The organism is Saccharothrix sp. BKS2, assembly GCF_047689505.1.
GTDB lineage: Bacteria > Actinomycetota > Actinomycetes > Mycobacteriales > Pseudonocardiaceae > Actinosynnema > Actinosynnema lopnurensis.
The window spans coordinates 19,852-41,848 of sequence record NZ_JAUQOL010000009.1; the positions used below are offsets into that span (position 1 = coordinate 19,852).

13 protein-coding genes are annotated in these 21,997 nt (G+C 73.2%); 7 read left to right on the forward strand and 6 right to left on the reverse strand.

Annotated features, from left to right (window positions below):
• The gene (locus Q5530_RS20075) at positions 1–1,374 is read right to left on the reverse strand and encodes a hemolysin family protein (protein WP_415364213.1); all 1,374 of its coding nucleotides are present in this window, start codon (positions 1,372–1,374) and stop codon (positions 1–3) included.
• A gap of 131 nt (positions 1,375–1,505) precedes the next feature.
• On the opposite strand from Q5530_RS20075, the gene Q5530_RS20080 reads away from it, so the two are divergent.
• From Q5530_RS20080 to Q5530_RS20090, 3 genes are all read left to right on the forward strand, one after another.
• On the forward strand, positions 1,506–2,411 hold the full coding sequence (locus Q5530_RS20080) for an effector-associated domain 2-containing protein (protein WP_415364214.1): 906 nt from the start codon (positions 1,506–1,508) through the stop codon (positions 2,409–2,411).
• A gap of 119 nt (positions 2,412–2,530) precedes the next feature.
• A complete protein-coding gene (locus Q5530_RS20085) occupies positions 2,531–2,719 on the forward strand; it encodes a hypothetical protein (protein ID WP_415364215.1) in 189 nt (62 codons plus the stop codon).
• A 38-nt stretch (positions 2,720–2,757) separates the two neighbouring features.
• Positions 2,758–4,590 carry an HEXXH motif domain-containing protein gene (locus Q5530_RS20090; RefSeq protein ID WP_415364216.1) on the forward strand — a complete coding sequence of 611 codons (1,833 nt, stop codon included), beginning with the start codon at positions 2,758–2,760 and terminating at the stop codon, positions 4,588–4,590.
• Positions 4,591–5,034: 444 nt separating this feature from the next.
• Here Q5530_RS20090 and fxsT read toward each other — a convergent pair whose 3' ends face one another.
• The 4 genes from fxsT to Q5530_RS20110 all read right to left on the reverse strand — a co-directional run bounded on the left by fxsT (position 5,035) and on the right by Q5530_RS20110 (position 13,002).
• Positions 5,035–8,910: an FxSxx-COOH system tetratricopeptide repeat protein gene (gene fxsT, locus Q5530_RS20095; protein WP_415364217.1), complete on the reverse strand. Its 3,876-nt coding sequence runs from the start codon at positions 8,908–8,910 to the stop codon at positions 5,035–5,037.
• 206 nt (positions 8,911–9,116) lie between these two features.
• Positions 9,117–10,643 carry an effector-associated domain 2-containing protein gene (locus Q5530_RS20100; protein WP_415364218.1) on the reverse strand — a complete coding sequence of 509 codons (1,527 nt, stop codon included), beginning with the start codon at positions 10,641–10,643 and terminating at the stop codon, positions 9,117–9,119.
• 128 nt (positions 10,644–10,771) lie between these two features.
• A complete protein-coding gene (locus Q5530_RS20105) occupies positions 10,772–12,706 on the reverse strand; it encodes a DHA2 family efflux MFS transporter permease subunit (protein WP_415364568.1) in 1,935 nt (644 codons plus the stop codon).
• 149 nt (positions 12,707–12,855) lie between these two features.
• Complete coding sequence (locus Q5530_RS20110; RefSeq protein ID WP_380635365.1) at positions 12,856–13,002, reverse strand: hypothetical protein; 147 nt, start codon at positions 13,000–13,002, stop codon at positions 12,856–12,858.
• A gap of 543 nt (positions 13,003–13,545) precedes the next feature.
• On the opposite strand from Q5530_RS20110, the gene Q5530_RS20115 reads away from it, so the two are divergent.
• The 3 genes from Q5530_RS20115 (at position 13,546) to Q5530_RS20125 (ending at position 18,287) form a co-directional block, all read left to right on the forward strand.
• Entirely contained in the window at positions 13,546–15,960 is a 2,415-nt protein-coding gene (locus Q5530_RS20115; protein WP_415364220.1) for a hypothetical protein, read from the forward strand.
• Between the two features lie 19 nt (positions 15,961–15,979).
• Complete coding sequence (locus tag Q5530_RS20120) at positions 15,980–17,548, forward strand: hypothetical protein (RefSeq protein ID WP_415364221.1); 1,569 nt, start codon at positions 15,980–15,982, stop codon at positions 17,546–17,548.
• 205 nt (positions 17,549–17,753) lie between these two features.
• Positions 17,754–18,287 (forward strand): hypothetical protein, encoded by a 534-nt coding sequence (locus Q5530_RS20125; RefSeq protein WP_415364223.1) that lies wholly within the window; start codon positions 17,754–17,756, stop codon positions 18,285–18,287.
• 6 nt (positions 18,288–18,293) lie between these two features.
• Here Q5530_RS20125 and Q5530_RS20130 read toward each other — a convergent pair whose 3' ends face one another.
• Positions 18,294–20,138: a DNA/RNA non-specific endonuclease gene (locus Q5530_RS20130; RefSeq protein WP_415364225.1), complete on the reverse strand. Its 1,845-nt coding sequence runs from the start codon at positions 20,136–20,138 to the stop codon at positions 18,294–18,296.
• A gap of 236 nt (positions 20,139–20,374) precedes the next feature.
• On the opposite strand from Q5530_RS20130, the gene Q5530_RS20135 reads away from it, so the two are divergent.
• The gene (locus Q5530_RS20135) at positions 20,375–21,547 is read left to right on the forward strand and encodes a S8 family peptidase (RefSeq protein ID WP_415364226.1); all 1,173 of its coding nucleotides are present in this window, start codon (positions 20,375–20,377) and stop codon (positions 21,545–21,547) included.
• The last annotated feature ends 450 nt before the right edge of the window (positions 21,548–21,997 follow it).

The window sequence follows — 21,997 nt, forward strand, 5'->3', positions numbered from 1 at the left end:
CTACCGGCCGGGCCCGTCCTCCGGGGCGGGCCCGGCCCCTTCGCCGGGCTCTTCCGCTCCGGACTCCTCCCCACTCGGCTTTTCCGCGCCGGACTCCTCCGCGCCGGACTCCTGGCGGCGCAGCCGGACCGACGTGATGGCGTGGTGCTCCACGGCCAGCACCTCGGCGGTCCAGCCGGACACCGACACCCGGTCGCCGGGCGCCTCCGGGATGCGCCCGAGCAGCACCAGCACCAGGCCAGCGATGGTGGCGTAGTCGCCGGCCGGCGCGTCGGGCAGCTCCACCCCGATGTCGCCCAGGTCGTGCACGGGGAACGTGCCGGGCAGCACCATCGACCCGTCCGCGCCGTTGCGCACGGCCATCACGTCCCGGTCGGTCTCGTCCAGGATCTCGCCGACGATCTCCTCCAGCAGGTCCTCCAGCGCGATGATGCCGTCCACCGCGCCGTGCTCGTCGACCACCAGGCCCAGCTGCTCGCGCTCGGCCTTGAACCGGCGCAGCGCGTCGGACACCTTCACCGAGTCGGGGAACACCACCGGCGGCCTGGCCAGGTCGACCAGCTCCGCGTCGTCGTCGAGCAGGTCGCGCAGGTGCACCACGCCCACCACGTCGTCGAGGTGGCCGCCGCGGGCCACCGGGGCGCGGGAGTGGCCGGAGGCGGCCAGCTCGGCGCGGGCGGACGGCACGTCCAGCGCGGCGTCCAGGGTGACCACCGACCGGCGCGGCACCAGGACCTCGCGCAGCCGGCGCTCGTTGATCTCCAGCGCGCCGGTCATGATCATCCGCTGCTCGGCGTTGAGACCGCGCTGGGCGTGCACCAGCTCGCGCAGCTCCTCGGCCGACATCTCCTCGGACTCGGCGTCGGGCTTGCCGCCGAACACGCGCACCACCAGGTTCGTGGAGGAGCTCAGCAGCCACACCGCGGGCCGGGAGATCGTGGAGAGCACGTGCAGCGGGCGCGCCACCAGCAGTGCCCAGCGCAGCGCGTACTGCATGGCCAGCCGCTTGGGCGCCAGCTCGCCGAAGACCAGGGTCAGGAACGTCAGCACCACCGTGACCAGGGCGATCGCCACCGCGTCGGCGGCGGTGCCCAGGAACGACAGCGCCGGCACGATCGGCCGGGCCAGCGACACCGCCGCCGTCGCCGAGGCCAGGAACCCGGCCAGGGTGATGCCGATCTGGATGGTGGCGAGGAACCGGTTGGGGTCGCGCGCCAGCCGCACGAGGGTCTTCGCGCTGGGTTTCCCGTCGCGCTCCAACCCCCGCAGCTGCCCCTCCCGCAGCGAGATCAGGGCCATCTCCGACCCGGCGAACAACGCGTTGAGCAGCACCAGCACCGCGACCAGCGCGAGCGTGAATCCGTACCCGTCCACCCCCACCCTTTACCCAAACCCGGCCGAACCAGACCACCCCGGGCGCAACGTCGCTCGCGCGTTGGTCATTTCGAGTGGCACGGCTGCCGCGACGCGCCCCCGGTGGGCTACAACAAGCACGGGGAGGTCCCATGGGGTCAGGCGCGGTCCACCGGTCGTTCGTCGTCGTGGACGTCGAGAGCTACGGGGACCTGGCGCGCACGACCCACGACCGCCTCGTGCTGCGCGAGGGCATGTACCGGGTGCTGCGCGAGGCGTTCGCCGAGTGCGGGGTGCCGTGGTCGGAGGACGACGTCGACGACGCGGGCGACAGCCTGCTGGTGGTCGTGCCGCCGGAGGTGCGGAAGACCGTCCTGGCCGACCACCTGCCGACCAGGCTGGCGGCCGGGCTGCGCCGCTACAACGCCGCCCACTCCACCGGCGCGCGGATGCGGATGCGGATGGCGCTGCACGCGGACGAACTGGCCTACGACGCGCGCGGCAAGACCGCTCCGGGGCTGGTCCTGGTGCACCGGATCCTCGACGCGGCGGAGGCCAAGCGGGCGCTGCGCGACTCCACCGCGTCCCTGGTGCTGATCGTCTCCCGGTGGTTCTACGAGGCGGTGGTCAGCCAGGACCCGGCCGCCCACCCGGACGAGTACGAGCCCGTGGCGGTGGAGGTCAAGGAGATCAACGACCGGGCGTGGGTGCGCCTGGTGGACGGCCGGCCGCTCACCCCCGCCGCCCCGCCGACCACCCCGGCCGCCCCCCGGCCCCTCACCCTGACCGAGCTGGGCCCGCTGGTGACCGTGCTGCTGAAGACCACCGGCTTCGACACCAGGGAGGGCCGCGACCTGGTGCTGCGCGAGCTGCCGTTCGCCGGGGCCGTCCCGCGCCACGGCGCGGACCGGCCGGACACGGTGAGCATCGTCCGGACGTGCGCGCACTACCCGCGCGGGCTCAAGGCGCTGGTCGAGGCGATCCGCTTCTACGCCGCCGGCACCACCGAAATGGCCGAACTGGACACCCTGATGGGGGAACGGGACGACGACGTCTAGTTGTCACCGGCAGCACCGAATACCGCCATACGCACCTCTTCCGCTCCGTTTCAACGACATTACACTGAGTCATGCCGTCGAGGGTGAATCCCCCACCCGCACGGGGGACGCCCTACCTGGTGGCCAAGTCGGGAGGCTCGCTGGTGGATGAATCCACAATTCGGATCGACTCCGGTCTGGTGGACCTGACGAACGTTCCCCTCGACGCCCTGGAGGCATTCGACGACGAGGCGCTGGCGGCGTCGGCGGAGCGTTTCCTCAGACAGGTCGACCACGCCAGCAGCAGCGTGGGCGGCTACGACTCCTGACCGGCGGACCCACGCCCACGACGAGGAGCGACCACGAGGTGGCAGGCCGGAACCCCGAGCACGTGACGCCGTCGCCGACCAACCACGCGATCACCCTGGCCCAACTGGACGCCGTGGCGTCCACCGGGACGGACGACGGCACGGCGTCGCTGCTGCGCGACGTCGAGCGCACCAGGCGGTTGCTCGCACTGCGGTTGGTGCTGCGCCACGCCCGGGAGCACCCCGCCGCCGAGGGTCCGCTGCCGCCCGTCGCGGAGGCGTGGGAGTTGCTGGTCACGGCGGAGCGGGCTCGGCCGCACGCCGTCGCCGACCTCCTGTCGCGCCCGCAGGTCGGCATGTGGTCGGCGCACGTCCTGCGCCGCCTGCGCGGCCGGGTCCCCGACACCACGCCCCTCTGGTTCCACGTCGGACAGCTCCACTCCCTGGCGGTCGCGGCCGGGGCAACCGCAGAATTGCGCTTCGCGATGACCGTCCCGCTGTGGGAGGGCACGGCCGTGCTGCCCGGTCTGGGTTCCGCGCGATTATCACCTTCGTCCGGATGGGGCCACGGCACGGTGATGTCGGACGCCTCGGGACTCACCGCGAAAAGGGACGACGGCTCGGTCCACGCCGTGGAATTGATTCCCATCCGCGTTTTTCCGGATGGGGGTGGTGCGGCGACGCCGCGCATCCACCTGGACGACACCGGGCCATACCGGGGATTGGCGGTGCCCGAACCCCCCGACGCATTGTCCGGGCCGTCGTTGGAGAGGTGGCGTGAGGTGCTCGCGGAGGCGTGGGCGCTGTTGGGGCGCGACCACCCGCACCGGGCGCGGGAGCTGTCCGCGGGCCTGTCGGTGATCACCCCGCGCCCGGCGGCGTACCGCTTCCGGCCGCACAGCGGGTCGGTCGGCGACGGCTACGGCGCCGCCATCATCTCCGAGCCGCACGACGCCGTGCAGCTGGCCGTGACGATGGTGCACGAGTACCAGCACAGCAAGCTGAACGCGATCGGTCACCTCGTCCCGCTGACCGGCGTCGACCCGGCCACCACCTGCTACGCGCCCTGGCGCGACGACCCCCGCCCCGTCTCGGGCCTCTACCAGGGAGTTCACGCATTCCTGGCGGTGGCGGAGTTCTGGGCGCGGCAGCGCGAGCAGGCGAGCGGGGCGGACGCCGCCCTGGCGCACTTCGAGTTCGCCCTGGTCCGGGCGCAGGTGACCGGGGCGCTGGACGACCTGCGCCGCCGCCCCTCGCTGACCGACCTCGCCAGGCGGTTCGCGGACCGCCTGGCGGAGCGGCTGTGGGCGCTGCGCGACGCCGACGTCCCCGCCGGGCTGCTGGCCGCCGCGGAGACGGCGATCCTGGACCACCGGGCCGCGTGGCGCGCCACCCACCTCCACCCGGTGCGCGACCACGTGCTGGGGTGCGTCGAGCGGTGGTCCGCCGGCGCACCCGCGCCGGCCTCGGCGCCGCCCTCCCCCGTCGTGCCGGACCGGGCGCCGCCCAGGCTGGACGCCAAGGCGATCCTGACCCGGGTCCTGATCTCCGGCCGGGCGGCGTTCGACGCGATGCGCGCGGACCCGACGGGCGACGTGCGGAAGGTCGGCACGGACGTGACCGACGCGGATTTCGCCCTGGTGACCGGGGACCACGGCGGAGCACGCGCCGCGTACGAGGTGGAGCTCTCCGCCGGACCCGGCAGGCCGGGCGCGTGGTCGGGGTACGGGCTCGCGCTGCGCGCCCTGTCCCCCGGTCCGGCGCCACGGGTGCTGCTCGAACAGCCGCACGTCGTGCGCGCGGTGCGCGCCGAGCTGGCCGCGCGCGGGGAAGCGCCCGACGTGGCGCGCCTGGCCGCATGGCTGGGGAACGGGGACGACCCGGTCGCGTGACCACCCCGCGCCCGATCCCGTTCCTCTCAAGCGGAATTGGTATCGTCGGACCGGGCGAGGTCGGACGACGCGCTTCGCGGCGCGCCGCCCGACCGTTCACCTGAGCAGCAGGTCGATGATCAGCCCGATCACCGTGACGACCTGCGCTGTGACACCCAGCAGGACGACGGCGCGGTCAGAGCGGCTACTCCGGCCGCGTCGTCGTTTCCTACCTCGCCCAGGGCGTTTTCCGCCCGCCTGAGCCACTGCGACCTCCGCCGACGGTCCTGTGCGGGGGGTGTCGGCCATTCCCCACCCGATCGTCGTGGAGAAGGGTCGACAGCGCCTCGGTGCCGGGGCACCGCACGGTCGGCGCGGTGGTGACCGCGGTACTTCCTCTTGTCCGCGGGGACGAGCCGGACCGGCGCCCGCCCCTGGTGCACCTCGTCGATCACGCCATGGCGCTCACAACGGCATCGGGTCGATGTCGCAGTTGGCCCGTGCCCGGCGCTCGTCCAGGTGGGCGATCACCGGGTGGCGGTCGCCCAGCCGGTCGCGCAGGGCGTCCAGGGTCCGCTGGTGCAGGGCGTCCGCCTCCTCCTCCCGCCCGAGCGAGCGGAGGTCCTGGGCGAGGTTCGCCTGGCAGGTCAGCGTGGTCGGGTGGTCCGCGCCGAACACCTCGACCGCCCGGCGCAGCACCTCGCCGCCCAGCTCGAACGCCCGCTGCGCGTCACCCGCGTCGTGCAGGTCGCTCGCCAGGTTGATCGTGGTGATCAGGGTGAACGGGTGGTCGGGCCCCAAGCGGGCGCGGAAGCTCTCCAGGGTGGTCTCGTCGAGTTCCCGCGCGCCCTGCGGATCGCCCGCCAGCCGCCGCAGGATCGCCACGTTGACCGCGGCGGCCAGGGTGTGCGGGTGCTCGGGACCCAGCGTCTTCGCGTACCGGATCAGGGTTTCCTGGGCCAGCTGCGCGGCCTTCCCGTGCCGACCGAGGTGGCGCATCTCGATGGACTTGGCCAGCGCGGCCGCGAGCGTGTCCGCGTGGTCGAGGCCGTACCGCAGCTTCAGGCCCTCGAAGGCGGTGTCCGCCGCCGCCATCGCGCCCTCGTGGTCGCCCGCCTTGCGGCGCATCGCCGCGAGGTGGCGCACCGCGCGCAGCTCCATCGGGTTGAGCGGCCGCTCCTCGCTCTGGCGCTGGTAGGCGCGCACGATCTCCTCGTGCTCGACGCGGGCCTCGTGGTAGTCGCCCAGCTCGCGCTTGTCGAGGGTGAGGCTGATCTGGGTGATGAGCGCCATCTCGTGCTCCTGGCCGTACATCTGGACCTTGCGGTCCCAGGTGTCGACGTCCAGCGCGTAGGCCGACCGGTAGTCGCCCGCGAGGCGGAGGCTCACCCCGAGGTTGTGCGCCTCGACCAAGGTCACCGGGTCGTCGTCGCCCAGGTAGCGGACGCAGAGTTCGTAGTTGCCCCGGGAGAGCTCCAGCGCGCCGGGGAAGTCGCCCTTGGCCCGCTTGTCCGCGCCCACGGCGCGGATCGCCGCGATGGTCTCCTCGTGCTCCTCGCCGAAGACGTCGCGGTGCCGCTCCACGAGGACCTGGTTGAGGGACGCCGCTTCGGCGTAGAGCCCCTGCACCCACAGCATGAAGCCGTACCAGCGACCCATCCGCAGGGTGTCCTGGTGCTCCTCGCCCAGGCGCTCGACCCAGATCCGGTAGATCCGCTCGGACAGCTCCAGACTCCGGTTGTGCTCGCCCCAGCGGTAGAGGAACTGCACCTGGTTGTAGAGCAGCGCCCGAACCCCTTCGGACTCGCACTCGTAGGCGTCGGACGCGGCCAGGTGGGCGCTCAGGTCGGCGTACTTGCGCCAGCTGTCCGGCTCGTTGGGCGACTCCGGGTCGTTCGCGGCCAGCATCTGGTGGGCGGCGTGGCGCATGGTGGCCCGCTCGTCCTCGTTCATCTGGCTGATGAGCACCGCCTGGACCAGGCGGTGCAGCTCGATCGAGTTCGTCCGGTGGTCGACGCGCACGAGGGCGAAGCGGTGGATGTCGCGGATCGCCTCGCTGAGCCGCAGGCGGTCGCGCAGGACGCGCGACAGCTCCGGCGGCACGTCGACGATGTTGCGGCTGTTGTAGGTGAACATCGTGCGGTTGATCGGTTCCGGGGCCAGGAACGCGCACATCTGGAGCAGCCGCAGCGCGGAGGGGTTCTTGCGCTTGAGCTCGCTGAGGGAGAGGTCCCACATCGCCGCGACCGACTTGGGGTAGTCGAGCGTCGTGGTGACGTCGAGCAGCTCCAGCTGCTTCTCCGCCAGGAGCTCCAGGTACTCGGCGGCGGGCATGCCGGTCTCCACGCGCCACGCGGCCGCCTGCGCGACGGCCAGCGGCAGGTCGCCCAGCGCCTCGGCCAGCCGGCCGGCGTCCACCTCGGTGAGGTCGGGGTCGCGGCGGCGCAGCAGCTGCACGCTCTCGGCGCGCCGGAAGACGTCGACCTCCAGGGGGCGGGCGACGCTGAGCCACTGGGAGTTGCGCGAGGTGACCAGGATGCGTCCGGTGCCGCCGGTCGGCAGGTAGCGCTGGACGGCGCCGGGGCTGTCGGCGTTGTCGAAGATGAGCAGCCAGTTGGCGGGGACCTTGGGGTGGCTGCCGCTGCGCAGGGCGTCGAGCACCTGCTGCACGGCGACGTTGGCCTCGGAGCCGACGTTGAGCTCCAGCCGCTGGCCCAGCTCCACCAGCGAGTCCACGATCTTGACCGAGCGCTCCGCCGGGATCCACCACACGACGTCGAACTTGGCGCGGTTGCGGTAGGCGTACTCGATCGCCAGCTGCGACTTGCCGACACCGCCCATGCCGTGCAGCGCCTCCGGGAGCACCGCGGCGGTCGAGCCGCGGACCAGCCGCCGCCCGAGCTCCTCCAGGAGGTCCGTCCGCCCGGTGAAATTCGGGTTCCGGGGTGGCAGGCCACCAAAAACGGGCGCGGTGAGGCTCTTGCTCCTTTCTTCGCGGTCGACGGTCGAGGTCACGTCTACTCCTCCTGCGTTTCGCTGGTCACCATCAGCCCCCGTTCGAACAAGTGTTCGATCACGCTCATCCGAATGCAAGACTCCAGTGCCGTCTTTTTTACCGCGATCACCGCGGGCCGGGAACGCCGGGTCCATCGGAGTGGAATAGCGCAGGTAAATACCCGACAGGGCCCGGTGCACCGCCCGGTCCACCTCGACCACGTGGCGGGGCGCCGCGATGACGGTACCCACGGCCCGCACCAATTCCTCGTCCGCGGACAAGGGCGTCGCGGCGATTTCCGGCTCGTGCTCGTGCAGGTATTCGCGCACGAGTCGGAACACCCGTTCGGTCTCGCTGCGGCGGCCGTGCGCCAGCAACTCCTCGCGGACCCCCTCGACCGCGAAGTCGAACCTCGCCCGGCCCGGGTCGACGCGGGCGTCCCGGGCCGGCGGCACCACCAGGGGACCGCCCAGGAACTCGGCGACGGCGGCCGGGCCGGCGTCGGGGAGCAGGTGCTCCTGGATGCGCGCCAGCAGCGCCACCTCCAGCGGGGCCGTGGCGAAGTGCACGGCCAGGGCGGCCGCGGACCTCGACGCGGACGCCCGGTAGGCCGCGACCAGCCGCACGGCGGTGAGCGGCTCGCCGCGGCGGGCCGGTTCGACCCCGGCCGGGTCCGCCCCGGCGGGCACGAGGGCCGCGCCCGCGTCCGTCCAGCCCGTCGCGGCGGTGAGCTCGGCCCACCTCCGCAGCCCCGGCAGGTCGAGCCCGGTGAAGCAGACGGGCACCACGTCGCCGAGGTCGTCGTACAGGCCGGGCACGTCCGCCTGGGGTGCCCACTCCTGGGTGGTGTTCGGCGCTCCCGGCTCGGGGGCCCTCAACCGCACCCGGTGCAGGTCGAGGCCGGTCCGGCGGGCCATCGACCAGGACAGCGGGCTGGCCACGGCCACCGAGTGCGCGGCGCCCAGCTCGCGCAGGCCCGCCCACGCCGGGCCGGACCGCCAGCCGGGGTCGACGGCGTCGGTGAACACGAGCACCAGGGGCCGGCCGGCGGGCTCCAGGACGTGGCCCGCGTCGGGGTCGCGCAGCGCCACCCGTCCCGTCTCGTCGGGGCCGAAGGCGCACGTGGTGACGGAGCCGAACACGCCCGACCCGCGCAGGGCCCCGACGACGTCGTCGACGGTGGGGGCCCAGATCGCCATGGCGGGACCGTCGTCGACCGCCACCACCAGCCCGTGCGCGCGGCCGACGAGCGGCGCGAGCGCCTCCCGCACCCGGTCGGGGGTCCACCCGGGGGCGCCCGGACCGGTCGCCGCTCTGCCGTCGGCGCCCTGATCGAGCGCGCCCACGGTCACCGCCTCCCGGATCGACGGGGCGATTGACGCGAATATTCACCTGAATCAGTCATCATCGACCGCGGCGAGCCGCACACCCCGCAAATCCGCATCGAACAGGCTGTCGTCCCACCGCGCTCGCGGCTCGTCCGCGCGGGCGGTCGCGGTGAATAGGCGACCGATAAATCCCCGGTATCCGCCGCGCGTCGGTGGGACATGCCTCAGATCCCTCCCTGCGAACCCCACCCGTAGGTCAGCGGTTCCGGTAGACGCTCTGCGTCATCCCACAATACGGCAAGACTGCGACCCGCGTGGGGCTCAACCGCGTTACGCGAACGCAACGCCTCGGTGCGCAACTCGGCCAACCGGTGGGGCAGCCCGTGCACCCCGCCCGCCTCGAACATCTCGGTCACGGCTTCCCGAAAACGCGGGTTCGAGCAATCCTCGCGGTCCCAGATGATGATCGGGATACCCGCGCGGAACGCCAGCGCCGCCTCCTGCCAGGCCCGGCTCCGGCGGTCGCCCGGGGGTTCGCTGAGCACGAGCGACACGATCGAGGTGTCCTTCAGCTCCACCGCCATGCCGGTGAGGTCCCAGCCGCCGTTGGCGTCGCTCCAGTACAGCCTCGGCGGGACCTGCTCGCCCGACATCGTGCTCCAGCGCTGCTTCCACGCCAGCCAGTAGCGCTGGGCGCGCATCCGGTCCAGGCTGCGCACCACCACCGGGTGATCCATCGCCAGGGGGACGGCGATGTCGGACAGCGACGCCTTCCGCCAGAACTCCACCGGGGTGTTGATCATCTCCCACGGCAGGGTGAACTCGACCACGATCGCGCTGACCCGCGCGCCCGCGGCCGTGGTGCCCAGCTCGACCTCCAGCTCCGCGATCACGGTGTCGACCTCGGCCTCCAGGTCCGCCCGGTGGACCTGGGCGTCACCGCGGCGGGCGGTGTTCCCGCCGGGGCCGCTCCCGTCGGACCCGGCCCAGTACCGCCAGTGCGAGAACACGACCTTCTCCGGGTCGTCCGGGGCGGGGTCGACCTCGAACACCAGGTGCACCACGTCGGCTTGCCGGGCACCGGGCTCGGCGCGCCAGTCCGCCCGCTCCACCAGGTCCGTCACCTCGAACCGCTCCGCCCACCGCCAGTTGTACCGCCGCAGCTCGTCGGCCAGCGCGCTGTCCCCGACCCGGCCGGCGAGGCAGTCCACGAACACCATGGCGGGCGGCAGCGCGTCCGGGCCGGCGTTGTGGTCGGCGAGGTGGAGGAACACCGACCACACCGACCGGCACCGCGCCGGCATGTCGTCGCAGCGGCCGGCGCTGGCGACGGCGGCCAGCCGGCGCAGCAGGCGCAGCTCCTCGGCCGGGTCGTCGGCCAGCCGCACGGACCGCAGCACCTGCGCGAACCGGTCCCAGTCCCGTGCGGGCAGCGCCCGGCAGGCCGTCCACTCGTCGCCGAGGTCGAGGATCAGGGCGATCTCCGGCGCGTGGGGCTCCAGCACCGACAGGCAGTCGACCAGGGCGGCCAGGCCGCCACCGCGGCGGCAGCACCAGCGGACGAGGCCCAGCAGCTGGAGGTGGGCCTCCTGCCCCTCCAGGGGCACCGACTCGCCGAAGAGGTCCGAGAGCAGACCCACCAGCATCGCCCGCCCGCGTTCGGTGCGCAGGCACTCGCAGCGCTCCAGCGCGGAGACCAGGTCGCCCTGCAAGCGCAGCTGGGCGGTGCCCGCACCGAGATCCGTGACCATGCGACCATCCCCCGTCCACCGCAGAAGCCGGATCGCGACGAGCGTCGACGAAGGAGGGATCGTCGCCCCCCGCTCACCGCAGGAGCAACTGTTCCACACCGAACAGGGGCCATTTCCGCAAAATGCGGTCACACCGCCGCCGGGTGCCGGGCCGACAGGGCGCGGCCCGTGGTGGTCAGCTCGGTCGCCACGCGGTCCACCGCCGCGGTGAACCCGGGTGCGTCGCAGTTCCAGTCGTCCAGCCTGACCAGCAGCCAGCACCGCCAGGCGTCCACCAACCGGGCGAACACCTCGGTTCCCTGCGGGGTGAAGCGGTACCGACCGCCGTCCTCGACCACGTAGCCGCGGGTCTGGAGCTGGCGCGCCACCGGTTCGAACACCCCCGCCGGCACCCCGGTCTCCTCGGCGAGGCGGTCGAGGTCGGCCGCGCCGCCGGCCACGCTCTGCCGGAACACCCGGACCACCAGCCACGCCTGCGCGTGGGTGAGCGGGACGTCCGACGCGGTGAGCACGTCGGGCGTGGGGTCGCGCCGCTCCCGGCCGACGACCAGGGCGACGAGCTTCTCCAGCTCCCGCTCGGAGTTCCAGGTCCGGGGCTCGCCGAAGTTGTCGCCGACCTCGTTCGCGGCGGCGCGCGCGGTGTCCCGCAGCGGCACCTCCCGCAGGAACAGGGCCACCACGAACGCGACCGCGGCCACGGGCGCGGCGGACAGGAACACCGTGTGCAGGGTGTCGGCGTAGGCGGCGATGATCGGGGCCTTCTGCTCGACCGGCAGGGCGTGCAGGGCCTGGACGTCGGTCGCGACGCGCGGGTCGACGCCGGGCGGGACCGCGGTGGCCAGGCGGTCCGGCAGGTTGCCCGCGTAGATCGTGCCGAAGACCGCCACGCCGAACGAGCTGCCCAGGGTGCGCAGGAAGCTGACCCCGGACGTGGCCACGCCCAGGTCCTCGTAGCTGCTGGTGCTCTGCACGACCACCATGGTCACCGGCATGCACATGCCCACGCCCAGGCCGAGCACGAGCATGGAGACCGACGCCTCCCAGAACGTCGTGCCGACGCCCAACCGGGACAGCAGGAGCATCCCGGCGACCATGAGCAGGCTGCCGACCAGCGGGAACACCCGGTAGCGGCCGGTCTTGCCGATGATGGTGCCGGTGGTGACCGACGCCGCCAGCAGGCCGACGACCAGCGGCAGCATCTCCAGGCCCGACCGGGTGGCCGACGCGCCGTGCACGTACTGGAGGTATGTCGGCAGGAACGTGACGCCGCCCAGCATGGCGAAGCCGACGACGAAGCTGAGGATCGTGCACACGGTGAACACGCGGCTGCGGAACAGCCGCATGGGCAGCATCGGCTCCTCGGCGCGCAGTTCGACGAGCACGAACGCCACCAGCGCGGCCACCGAGCCCACGACCATCCACAGGATCGTCGGGGAGGACCACGGGTACTCGACCCCGCCCCACGAGGTGACCAGCGTGAGGCCGGTGGCGGCCAGGGCGATCAGCAGGATGCCGGCGTAGTCGACGCGCGGGCGGGCGGTGGTGCGACCGGTCGGCAGCGCGACCGCGGCGACCGCGAGCACCACCAGGCCGAGCGGCAGGTTGACGTAGAACGCCCAGCGCCAGCTCAGGTGGTCCACGAACAGACCGCCGAGCAGCGGCCCGACGACCGTGGCCACGCCGAACACCGCGCCGATGAACCCCTGGTACTTGCCGCGCTGGGCGAGCGGCACCACGTCCGCGATGACGGCCGCGGAGGTCACCATCAGCCCGCCCGCGCCCAGGCCCTGCACCGCGCGCGCCAGGATCAGCCACGTCATCGAGTCGGCCCAGCCGCACAGGAACGAGCCGACCAGGAACAGCGCGACGCTCGCCAGGAACGCCGGTTTGCGCCCGAACAGGTCGCCGAACTTGCCGATCAGCGCGGTCATGATCGTCTCGGCGAGCAGGTAGGAGGTGACCACCCACGACAGGTGGCCACCGCCGCCCAGGTCGCCGACGATGGTCGGCAGCGCGGTCGCCACGATGGTCTGGTCCAGCGCGGCGAGCAGCATGCCGAGCATGATCACCGCGACGACGGCGTTGCGCGCGCCCCGGCGGACCCCGGTTCGTTCGGCCTGGTGGACCACGGCGGACCTCCCGGGTGGACCATAGGGCGCTCACCCGGCCGCCGCCCGCGCACGTTCACCCGGCCGGGTGAGACCCTCCCGGCTCAGTAGGCCATGAACAGGATCTCGTCGCGCGAGTAGTCGTGCCCCGGGTGGTTCTCCTTGAGGTGCTGCTGGGTCTTCGCCACGAGGTCGTCCTCGTCCTGGCCGATGATGCGCTCACCGCACGGACAGGTGATGTTCGTCTTCATCGCTTCCTCCGCTGGAGATCACGTCACCCCGGACTCTACTGACGGCGGGCCGGGGACGACGGCGGTTCCGCACTTGCCGCCCCACCCAAACCCCCCAAACCGCGCGAGTCGTACGCCCAGGACCACCGTGTCGTACGTCCAGGACCCCCGAGTTCTACGTTCGCGCACACCGTCGTTGCCCGACCAAGCCCGCCGAGGGGTACCTGAACGTTGAATTCGGGGGTCCGGAACGTACGACACGGTGGGTCTGGACGTACGACTCGCGCGGGGTGGTCGGGCCCGATCGTGGAAGGCCGCAGATTTGCGGGGGCCGCGCCGGACCGCGGTCCTAACGTCGTTCCTCACCCAGGAGGAGGAACGACGTGGCGGCCGGTGAGGCCCGCCCGTGGGGGCCTTCCGACGGCACCGGGTTGAGACCCGTCCGGGTCGTGTGGGTCAGATGACGCAGAACTCACGGCAGACCCGCTGTCACGCTGGTGGACGGCACCGGGTCGAGGTACGGGACCACGGGAGGGACGGTTCATGTCGGGCCACTCCGAGCCAATGCACTCCTCCATCGTCTCGGTGGACATCGCCGACTCCAGCGCGGAGACCCGGCGGACCCCGCACAAGGTGCGGATGGTCGAGGGGTTGCACGACTTCCTCCGGGAGTCCTTCGCCGCGGCGGACATCGCCCCGGACAGGTGCGACTTCCTCGACCGCGGGGACGGCTGGCAGATCCTGGTGAACGCCTCGGTCCCGAAGATCCGGCTGGCCGACAGGTTCGTCCACGAGCTGAAGAACCGGCTGCTGCGGTACAACTCGGTGGCCAACGAGGAAGCCACCCTGCGGCTCAGGATCGCGCTGCACTACGGGGAGGTCACCACGTTCGGCGTCTCCCACGTCTCCAAGGCGGTGGAGCACGCGACCCGGATCCGGGACGCCCCGTTCGTGAAGCACAAGCTCAAGGAATCGGGGTTCGTGCTGGCCCTCGTGGCGTCCGACGACTTCTACGGGAACGTCATCCACGAGGACGCGGTCGCCAGCCAGCAGGACTTCGAGCCCTTCTCCGACGTGGTGCGCGACGGCACCATCGGCGCCTGGTTGTGCCTGTTCGGCAGCGGGACCCCGAGGCCGTCGACACCGCGCCGCGCCGCCCCCGGCGGGGCCGTCGAACCCGCGCCGCTCGACATCCCGCCGGACGAGGACGACCGGGCGTTCAACCTCGTCCGGGCCGTCGTCGTGCACGGCGCGCCGGACGCGACGACCCGGCAGGACCGCACCACCGCCCCCGTGCTCCACGGGCCGCCGGGGTCGGGTCGGACGCGGTTCGCCCGGCTGGTGTGCGGGGAGCTGGAGGCCAAGGGGCAGCCGAACGCCCTGCTCACCGAGGAGACCGGTCACCGCTCCCGCCCGGTGCCGGACCTGCTGCTGGAGGCGGCGGTCAGGCTGGTCGACGGCGGGGGCCGGTGGGACTTCGCCGGGTTCCTGGGGTGCTGCGCCGTGCTGTTCAAGGTCCTGCCCGGTCGCGCGGGCGCCGACGCGCTGATCGCGGAGCTGGCCTCGCCCACGGCGATGTCGGCGGCCCTGCACGAGCTGCTCGTGAAGAGGCAGCTCACCGCGTGGGCCCACGTGGTCCCCGTGCTGACCTCCCGCCTCACCGGGCGGAACTGGCTCGGTCTGCGGCCGAGGTTCGACCGGGCCGTCCGGCCCGCCGAGCTGCGCGAGGTCGACGCCCTGTCCCGCCGCGACGTCCCGGAGGCCCACGCCGAGGTCGACGACATCGTGCTGCGGTCGTTCCTGACCGACCTCGACGCGCACGCGAACGCGCACGCCAAGCCGAAGCTGGTGGACCCGGTGGTCGTGGTGGACGACCCCGTCGGGGCCACCGCCCTGGTGCGGACGTGGGGCAGGGTCGTGACGAGGGCCCGGCCGGCCCGGATGACCCTCGTCGCGGTGGGCGATCGCGAGCTGGTGGACCGGCTGCGGTCGACCGGCCGCGCGGCGGTGCTCGACGACGGCCCGGACGGGGGGCGGCCCGGCGGCGGGGAGCCCTCCTCCGGTGGGGCGTGGACCCCGCTGCCGCTGTCCGGGCTGACCGAGTCGCAGGTGCGGCGCGTGGCCGCCGGCGCGGGGGTGCCCGAGGAGCTGCGGGAGCCCGTCGCGCACGACGTGCTCGCGGTGACCGCGGGCCACCTGGAGGCGACGGTCGAGCTGGTCCGGGCCGCCGCGGTCACGCCGGAGGACGTCCGGCCCGCCCGGCTGCTCGGGACGCGGCCTCCCGGCAGGTCCGTCCCCCTGTCGGAGTACCTCCTGGACCGGCTGCTCCAGAAGAAGGTCGACAAGGCCGACGACGCGGTGACGTGCGCGGCGGCCAGGAACCAGGCGGAGGCCGCCGCGCTGATGAACGACGGGATCCTCCGGGAGAGGACCCGGGCGTTCACCCCGGCGGTGTGGCCGTGCGACGGGCCGGCCGGGACGCGGACGATGCACCCGCTGGCCCGGTTGCTGCTGCTGCGGCGGTTGGCGGAGCGGCCGGCGGACGCGCCGGACGGGTGGAGCGCCGTGTTCACCCGGCTCGCCGGGTCCGCGGAACGCCGGCGGGACGAGGCGGGCGCCCTGTACCACGGGTACGCCTCCGGGGACGTCGACCGGGTGGTGGCGGAGCTGGAGGAGCGCCTGGTGAACGGCTCGGGACGGCGGTGGCTGAGCCTGGTCGAGACCGTCGCGACCTGCCCCTGCCCGCCGGGCGAGGACCACGACGCCGCCTCCCGCTCGCCGGTCGGGGCGCTGGTGGCGGCGTGGCGCGCCACCAACGACCCGCACCTGGTGGACCGGTGGGCGGACCACCACGCGCAGACCGCCTCGCACCTGAGGCAGGTCGCGGGCCAGGCCCAGGACGGGCACATGGCGTTCCTGGAGGCCGCCGAGTGGCACGAGGAACGAGCGCGCAGGCAGCCCCACCGCCCCAACCCCTGAAGACGGAAGAGGACGTGCCGTGACCCGAGTGGAGATTCCCGACGCCCGCCCGAGGTGGACCGCGCGACGGGTGGTCGCCTGGTGCGCGGCGGCGGTCGTGGTCGCCGCCGCGATCGTCGTGTGGGCCTGGCCCTCGCACGAACCGGTCTGCGACGACCAGGTGGGGCTGACGCCGGTCGACGGCCAGTGCGTCGGGGTCGCCGACACCGATCGGGTGTACGACTTCGGCCACGAGGAGCTGCGCGACGTCGCGGTGCGGTTGCGGGAGGCGAACGCCGGGGCGAGGCAGGACGACGAGCACCACGTGGGCATCGCGGTGCTGCTCAACCTGACGCCGGGCGACCACGCGATCGAACCGCCGACGCAGCTCCGCAAGCAGCTCGAAGGCGCGCTGCGGGCCCAGGCCGCCCACAACGAGGACCGCGGCCACCTCCCCCGGGTCGAGTTGCTGCTGGCCAACGCCGGTGACGGGTTCGAGCACTGGCCGAAGGCGGTCGAGGAGCTCCTCCGGAGGCGCGACACCCCGGACAACCTGGTCGCGGTCACCGGGTTCGGCCAGAGCCTGACGAAGGTGACCGACGCCATCCGGGCCCTGGCGAAGGAGAAGGTCCCCATGGTCGCCTCCACCCTGACCTCCAGCACGTTGCAGGGCATCCGGGGGCTGCTCCGCCCCGCGCCGAACAACTCGCAGCAGGCCGTGGTGGCGGCCGAGAAGGCCGCGGAGATAGCCCGCGGGAAGCTCTCGCGCAGGGGCGTTCCCGGGACCGGGAGCACCGCGGCCCCGCTACCGGGCGCCTCGACCGGCCCGGAGAAGCCGAAGGCCGTCATCATCACGGACGAGAAGGAGGGCGACCCCTACCCGAGCGACCTCAAGGAGACCTTCGAGGTCGAGTTCGGCCGCCTGGGCGGCCAGGTGGCCGATCCGCTGTTCTACAACAGCGGGCTCGGGGAGGTCAGCGGCACGTTCCGGAACCACTGGCTCAACATCTGCTCGGAGAAGGCCGAGGTCATCTACTTCGCCGGGCGCGGTCTGCACCTCAGCGCGTTCGTGGGTGCGCTGAGCGACGTCTACTGCGACATCGCCCCGGACCTGGTCGTGCTGAGCGGGGACGACAGCCCCACGGAGGACCAGGTCGCCGGGAAGAACTTCACCGAGGCGCTCGACAAGGGCATCGAGATCATCAACACCGAACTCGCCCCGCCGGACCTGTGGGAAGCCCTGGACCTGGTCCGGGCGAAGCCCGAGGGCTCGATCCCCCCCGACGCGATGACCGACGCCGGCGTCGAGCGCTTCCTGGGACCTCGGGACGGGGCGTCGGCGGCGCAGCCGGCGGACGACGGCGAGGTCCTGTCCTACGACGCCGTGTTCACCGCGACGACGCTGGTGCAGAACGCCGTGGAGCCGGACCGCAAGGAGGCCGTCACCGCCCGGGACGTGTGGGCGGTGATCGACTCGATCAGGGACTTCACCGCCGTCCAGGGCGCCAGCGGGCGGTTGTCCTACGACACGCAGGGCAACGCCGTGCGGAAGACGGTGTTCCTGATGAGCCGCACGGCGGAGGGGCACGAGCTGGTGGACGTCCGTTGACGGGACGGCCGGGGAGCGCCCCGGTGGGCCTCCGCGAGCCGCGGCGGCGGGGCTCGCGGCCCGACCCCCGGCCGGGAGCCGGCGGTCCTGCGGAACACCGCACCGCCGACCGGGTGGTGCGCGGCCCGGTCGGCTAACGGCGGGGCGGGCGTGGCGAACTCACCGGGTGCCGCCCCACCACCGGTCGTCGAGGGAGACGAAAACCATGATGTCGTCGAGACCGCTCCGCCGCGCCGCGGCGCTCCTGTCGGTCCTGGCCGCCGCGGTGGCCACCGCGTCGGTCGCCGCGCCCGCGCACGCGGCCGGGTTGGACCAGGTGTGCGTGGGCACCGAGGTGACCACCTTCGACCCGCCGCTGACCCTCACCGCGCGGCCGACGACCGTCACCGTCAGCGGCGTCTACACCACCTGCACGAACCCGGGCGCGGTCACCGCCACCTACGCCGAGACGTTCCCGCTCACCGCGTCCTGCCTGGCGCTGTTCGACTCCGGGTCGGCGCTGCGCACGTTCACCTGGGGCGGGACGGAGGCGCCCAGCACGTTCCAGTACAACGTCACCTCCAGCGCCGTGGCCGGTCAGGTCGTGGTGACCAACACCGGGGTGATCACCGCGGGCGGGTTCGCGCCGGCGGGCGCGGAGCAGGTGATCACCCTGGTGACCCCGAACGTCCTCCAGTGCCTGGTCGGCGGGGTGGCCTCCGTGTCCGGGCCGACCACCCTCACCGTGCACGGCGCCTGACCGCCGTCACCAGCGGATGTCGCCCAGGTCCTCCAGCGGCGCGCGCTCGTCGGCCGACGACGGCACGACGAGCGCGTCCGCGGTCCGCACCGCGTCCGGGAAGGCGAACCCGCACCGCTGCTCCACCTCGGCCACCCCGACCTGGAACACCCGGAACTCGTCCAGCTCCAGCGATTCCAGCTGGTTCAGGTTCTGGGTGAGCAGGAACGCCCGCGCGGTGAGCGCGCCGCCCGAGGCGAACACGACCACCTTCCAGTACTCGCGCGGCAGGGCCACGCCGCGGAAGACCCGGTCGTCCGCCCGGAACACCGGGCCTCCGTAGACGCTGACGCGCAGGCGGTCCGCCTCGGCGTCGGCGAGCACCGCGTCCTCCAGCCTCCCCCACAGGCCCCGCCGGGAGCTCTGGTTGAAGTCGTCCACCTGCGGGGTGATGTTGGTGAAGAAGAACGAGTCGACGTTGGCCCGCTCCGCGTCCGGTCCCCACAGCAGGTCCGCGCGCCGCGCCAGGTGGCCCCGGTCGAGCCGGTTGTCCCGGTAGAGCTCGTCGCCGACCTGGTGCTCGGCGGGCACGCGCGGGTCGAGGACGAACGGGATGCCGGTGCGGCTGATGTCCCGGAGGTCGCCGCCGTCGATGTTCCAGGCCACCCAGTACGCGAAGCGCCGGGATTTCGACTGGGCGAGGGAGAAGTGGGTGTAGTCGATCACCGGCACGCCGTCCAGCTCGACCGCGTCGGCCCGCGCCCGCTCCCCCAGCACCGGCAGACCGACCGCCGTGCCCGGGAAATCCGCGCCGAGGAAATTCGGGTCGAAGCCGGGCCGCGACGCGGGGCGCTCCGGGTGCGCGGTCCCGGGCGGCGTGAGCGAGATGCCCAGCTTCTCGAACACCGAGCCGGGCAGGCACGCCAGCGCGTGCTCGTCCGGGCTGTCCGCCGCCTCGCCGGCGAAGTGCAGGCCGGCCAGGGTCCGGCCCGGCTTGCCGTTGGCGGACCTGAACACCCAGGCCGCGCCCGAGTCGCCGCCCCGGCTGATCTCGCCGTCGGGGGCGGGCTTGGCGCGGTCGGGGCCGATCTCGAAGCACCCGATCTCGCGCGGGCCGACGCCGGGCCCGTAGTCGATCTCGGCGAGCACGTCCACGCGCCGGACGACGCCGTGCGTCACACCGGTCGTGCGGCCGCTCTTGACGACCTTGTCGCCCAGGTCCGGCTCGCCGAGCCGGTCCACGGCGACGCCCAGCCCGTGGATGTGGGCGGCGAACCCGCGGTCCTCGACGGTGGCGATGGCGCAGTCGCCCGCCGCGCCCAGGTGCGACCGGACGAGCCGGCCGAGGCGGTTGCGCCCGGTGCGGTTGTCGTCGTGCGCGCCCGGCTGCACCACGTCGTCGCCCAGCGCGCCCTGCGGGCCGTGCAGGACGTGCCAGTTGCTCAGCACGTAAGGGGTGCCGTCCTCGCGGTCGTGCACGACGCAGCCGACGGTGCCCGCGGACACCCGCACGTGCCCCACGCTCACGCCGGGCACCACGGGGTCGACGCGCGTCTTGCGCGGGTCGACCTCCGCCTCCTCCAGCACCCGGAACTCCACGCGGTAGTCGCGCTGGAGCACGTCGGTGGGCACGGCCACGCCGTCCACCTCGACCGCCTCGGGCAGCGGCGCGGTGCCCAGCGCGGCCAGCTCCTCCGGCGCGGCCTTCCGCCGCACGGTGAACTGGACCGCGACCTCGCCGGTCACCCGGCCGCCGGTCACCTTGTGGCCGATGCCGATGGACGTCACGTTCGGGTCGCGCAGGTAACCGGCGCCTTTCGCGCGGACGAACTGCCGGAGCGACCGGGGTGTCCCGTTCTTCTTCCTGGCCATGAGCGGCGTCCCCCTGGTGTGCGCGCGTCGGTGGCCTTGCTGTCGAAGTCCCCCGAACGAGCGTTAGCCCGAACTCGGCGTGGTCAACCGTTTGGCCCAACAGGGGGACCCGAACACGACGGAGGTGTGACCAACCACTGTTCGGCCCTGCCGCGCGTTCCGTCCGGCGTGCTGTTGTGCAGGGGCGAGTTCCCCTGAAAGTCGGCCACCGGCCGACCCCTGCTCTAGGAGGAGCCATGAGGACCAGACACGTCGTGGTGGCGAGCGCGCTGTTAGCCGGGCTCGTCGCACCGCCCGCGCACGCGGCCGCGCCGGTGCTCTACAGCGGGCACCCGGACGCGGTCGCCGACAGCTACATCGTGGTGCTCAAGCGGCACGAGGACCTGGCGGCGACGCGCACCGCCGTCCGGGGCGTCACCCGCACCTACACCACGGCCCTGGCGGGCTTCGCCCTGCGCGCCGACGCCGCGACCGCCCGCCGCCTGGCCGCCGACCCGCGCGTCGACTACGTGGCGCAGGACCTGGAGGTGGACCTCTCGGCGCAGGCGCTCGGGGTGCAGCCCGCCCCGCCGTCGTGGGGGCTGGACCGGATCGACCAGCGCGCCCTGCCGCTGGACACCCGCTACCACTACGCCAACACCGCGTCGGACGTCCGGGCCTACGTCTTCGGCACCGGCATCCGCTACACGCACCAGGAGTTCGACGGCGCGGCCGTGCCGGGCCTGGACACGATCGGCGGCGTCACCCCGCCGGGCAACGACTGCAACGGGCACGGCACGCACATGGCGGGCATCATCGGCGGCCGCACCACCGGCGTGGCCAAGGACGTGACCCTGGTGTCCGTGCGGGTGCTCAACTGCCAGGGCTCCGGCTCGTACTCGCAGATCATCCAGGGCATCGACTGGGTGACCAGGGACGCGGCGGCCGGCGGGCGGCGGGCGGTCGCGCTCATGACGCCCGGCGGGGCGCGGCACCAGGCGTTCAACGACGCCATCACCGCCTCGATCAACGCGAACGTGCACTACTCGGTCGTGTCCGGCGGCTCCAACGCCGACGCGTGCGCGTACTCCCCCGGCAGCACCCCGCTCGCCACGACCGTGGGCGCGACCGACGCCAACGACAACCGGGCGAGCTTCTCCAACCACGGCAGCTGCATCGACGTGTGGGCGCCGGGCGTGAACATCACCTCGGCGTGGGGCACGTCGGACACGGCGTACTCGACCATCAGCGGCTCGGCGGCGTCCGCGCACGCGGCGGGCGCGGCGGCGCTGTGGCGGCACCGCTTCCCGGGCGACTCGGCGGTGCAGGTGGGTGCCGCGCTGAGCGCCAACGCCACGCCGGGCGTGGTCGTCAACCCCGGCGCGGGTTCGCCCAACCTGCTGCTGTTCACGGGCATGATCCCGGTGTGACGGCGCGCGGCCGCGGCGCTCGACCGGGCGGGCGCCGGGGCCGCACGGACCTGGGCACACCACACCCGCAACACGAAAACTATTACACAACCAGGTGAATCACGCGCTTCTGCGCGGATCGGGTGATTCCCGCTGAATGCGCCTCGCCGGCAACCGTGTGACACCGCGGTCGCGAGGAGGGCTCGGTTCGTCACAGGCATGATGTCGAGCACTTCCGCGGCGACACCTGATTCGTCGAACAGCGTTCCGCCCGAAGGCGCCGGCCGGATCCGGTTTGAGCCCGATCGCGCCGGGGTAATGCACTCGGGTGACCTCGACGCGCCCGCGCCCGGCAGGCAGGAAATGTGCCCGGACCTGCGCTTCCGGTCCCGGTCGTGCCAGATCGGACCCGCTGCCGGCGGGTCGGCGGAACCCCCGCGCGGGGAGCGCGTCGGCACCGCCGGCGCCTGT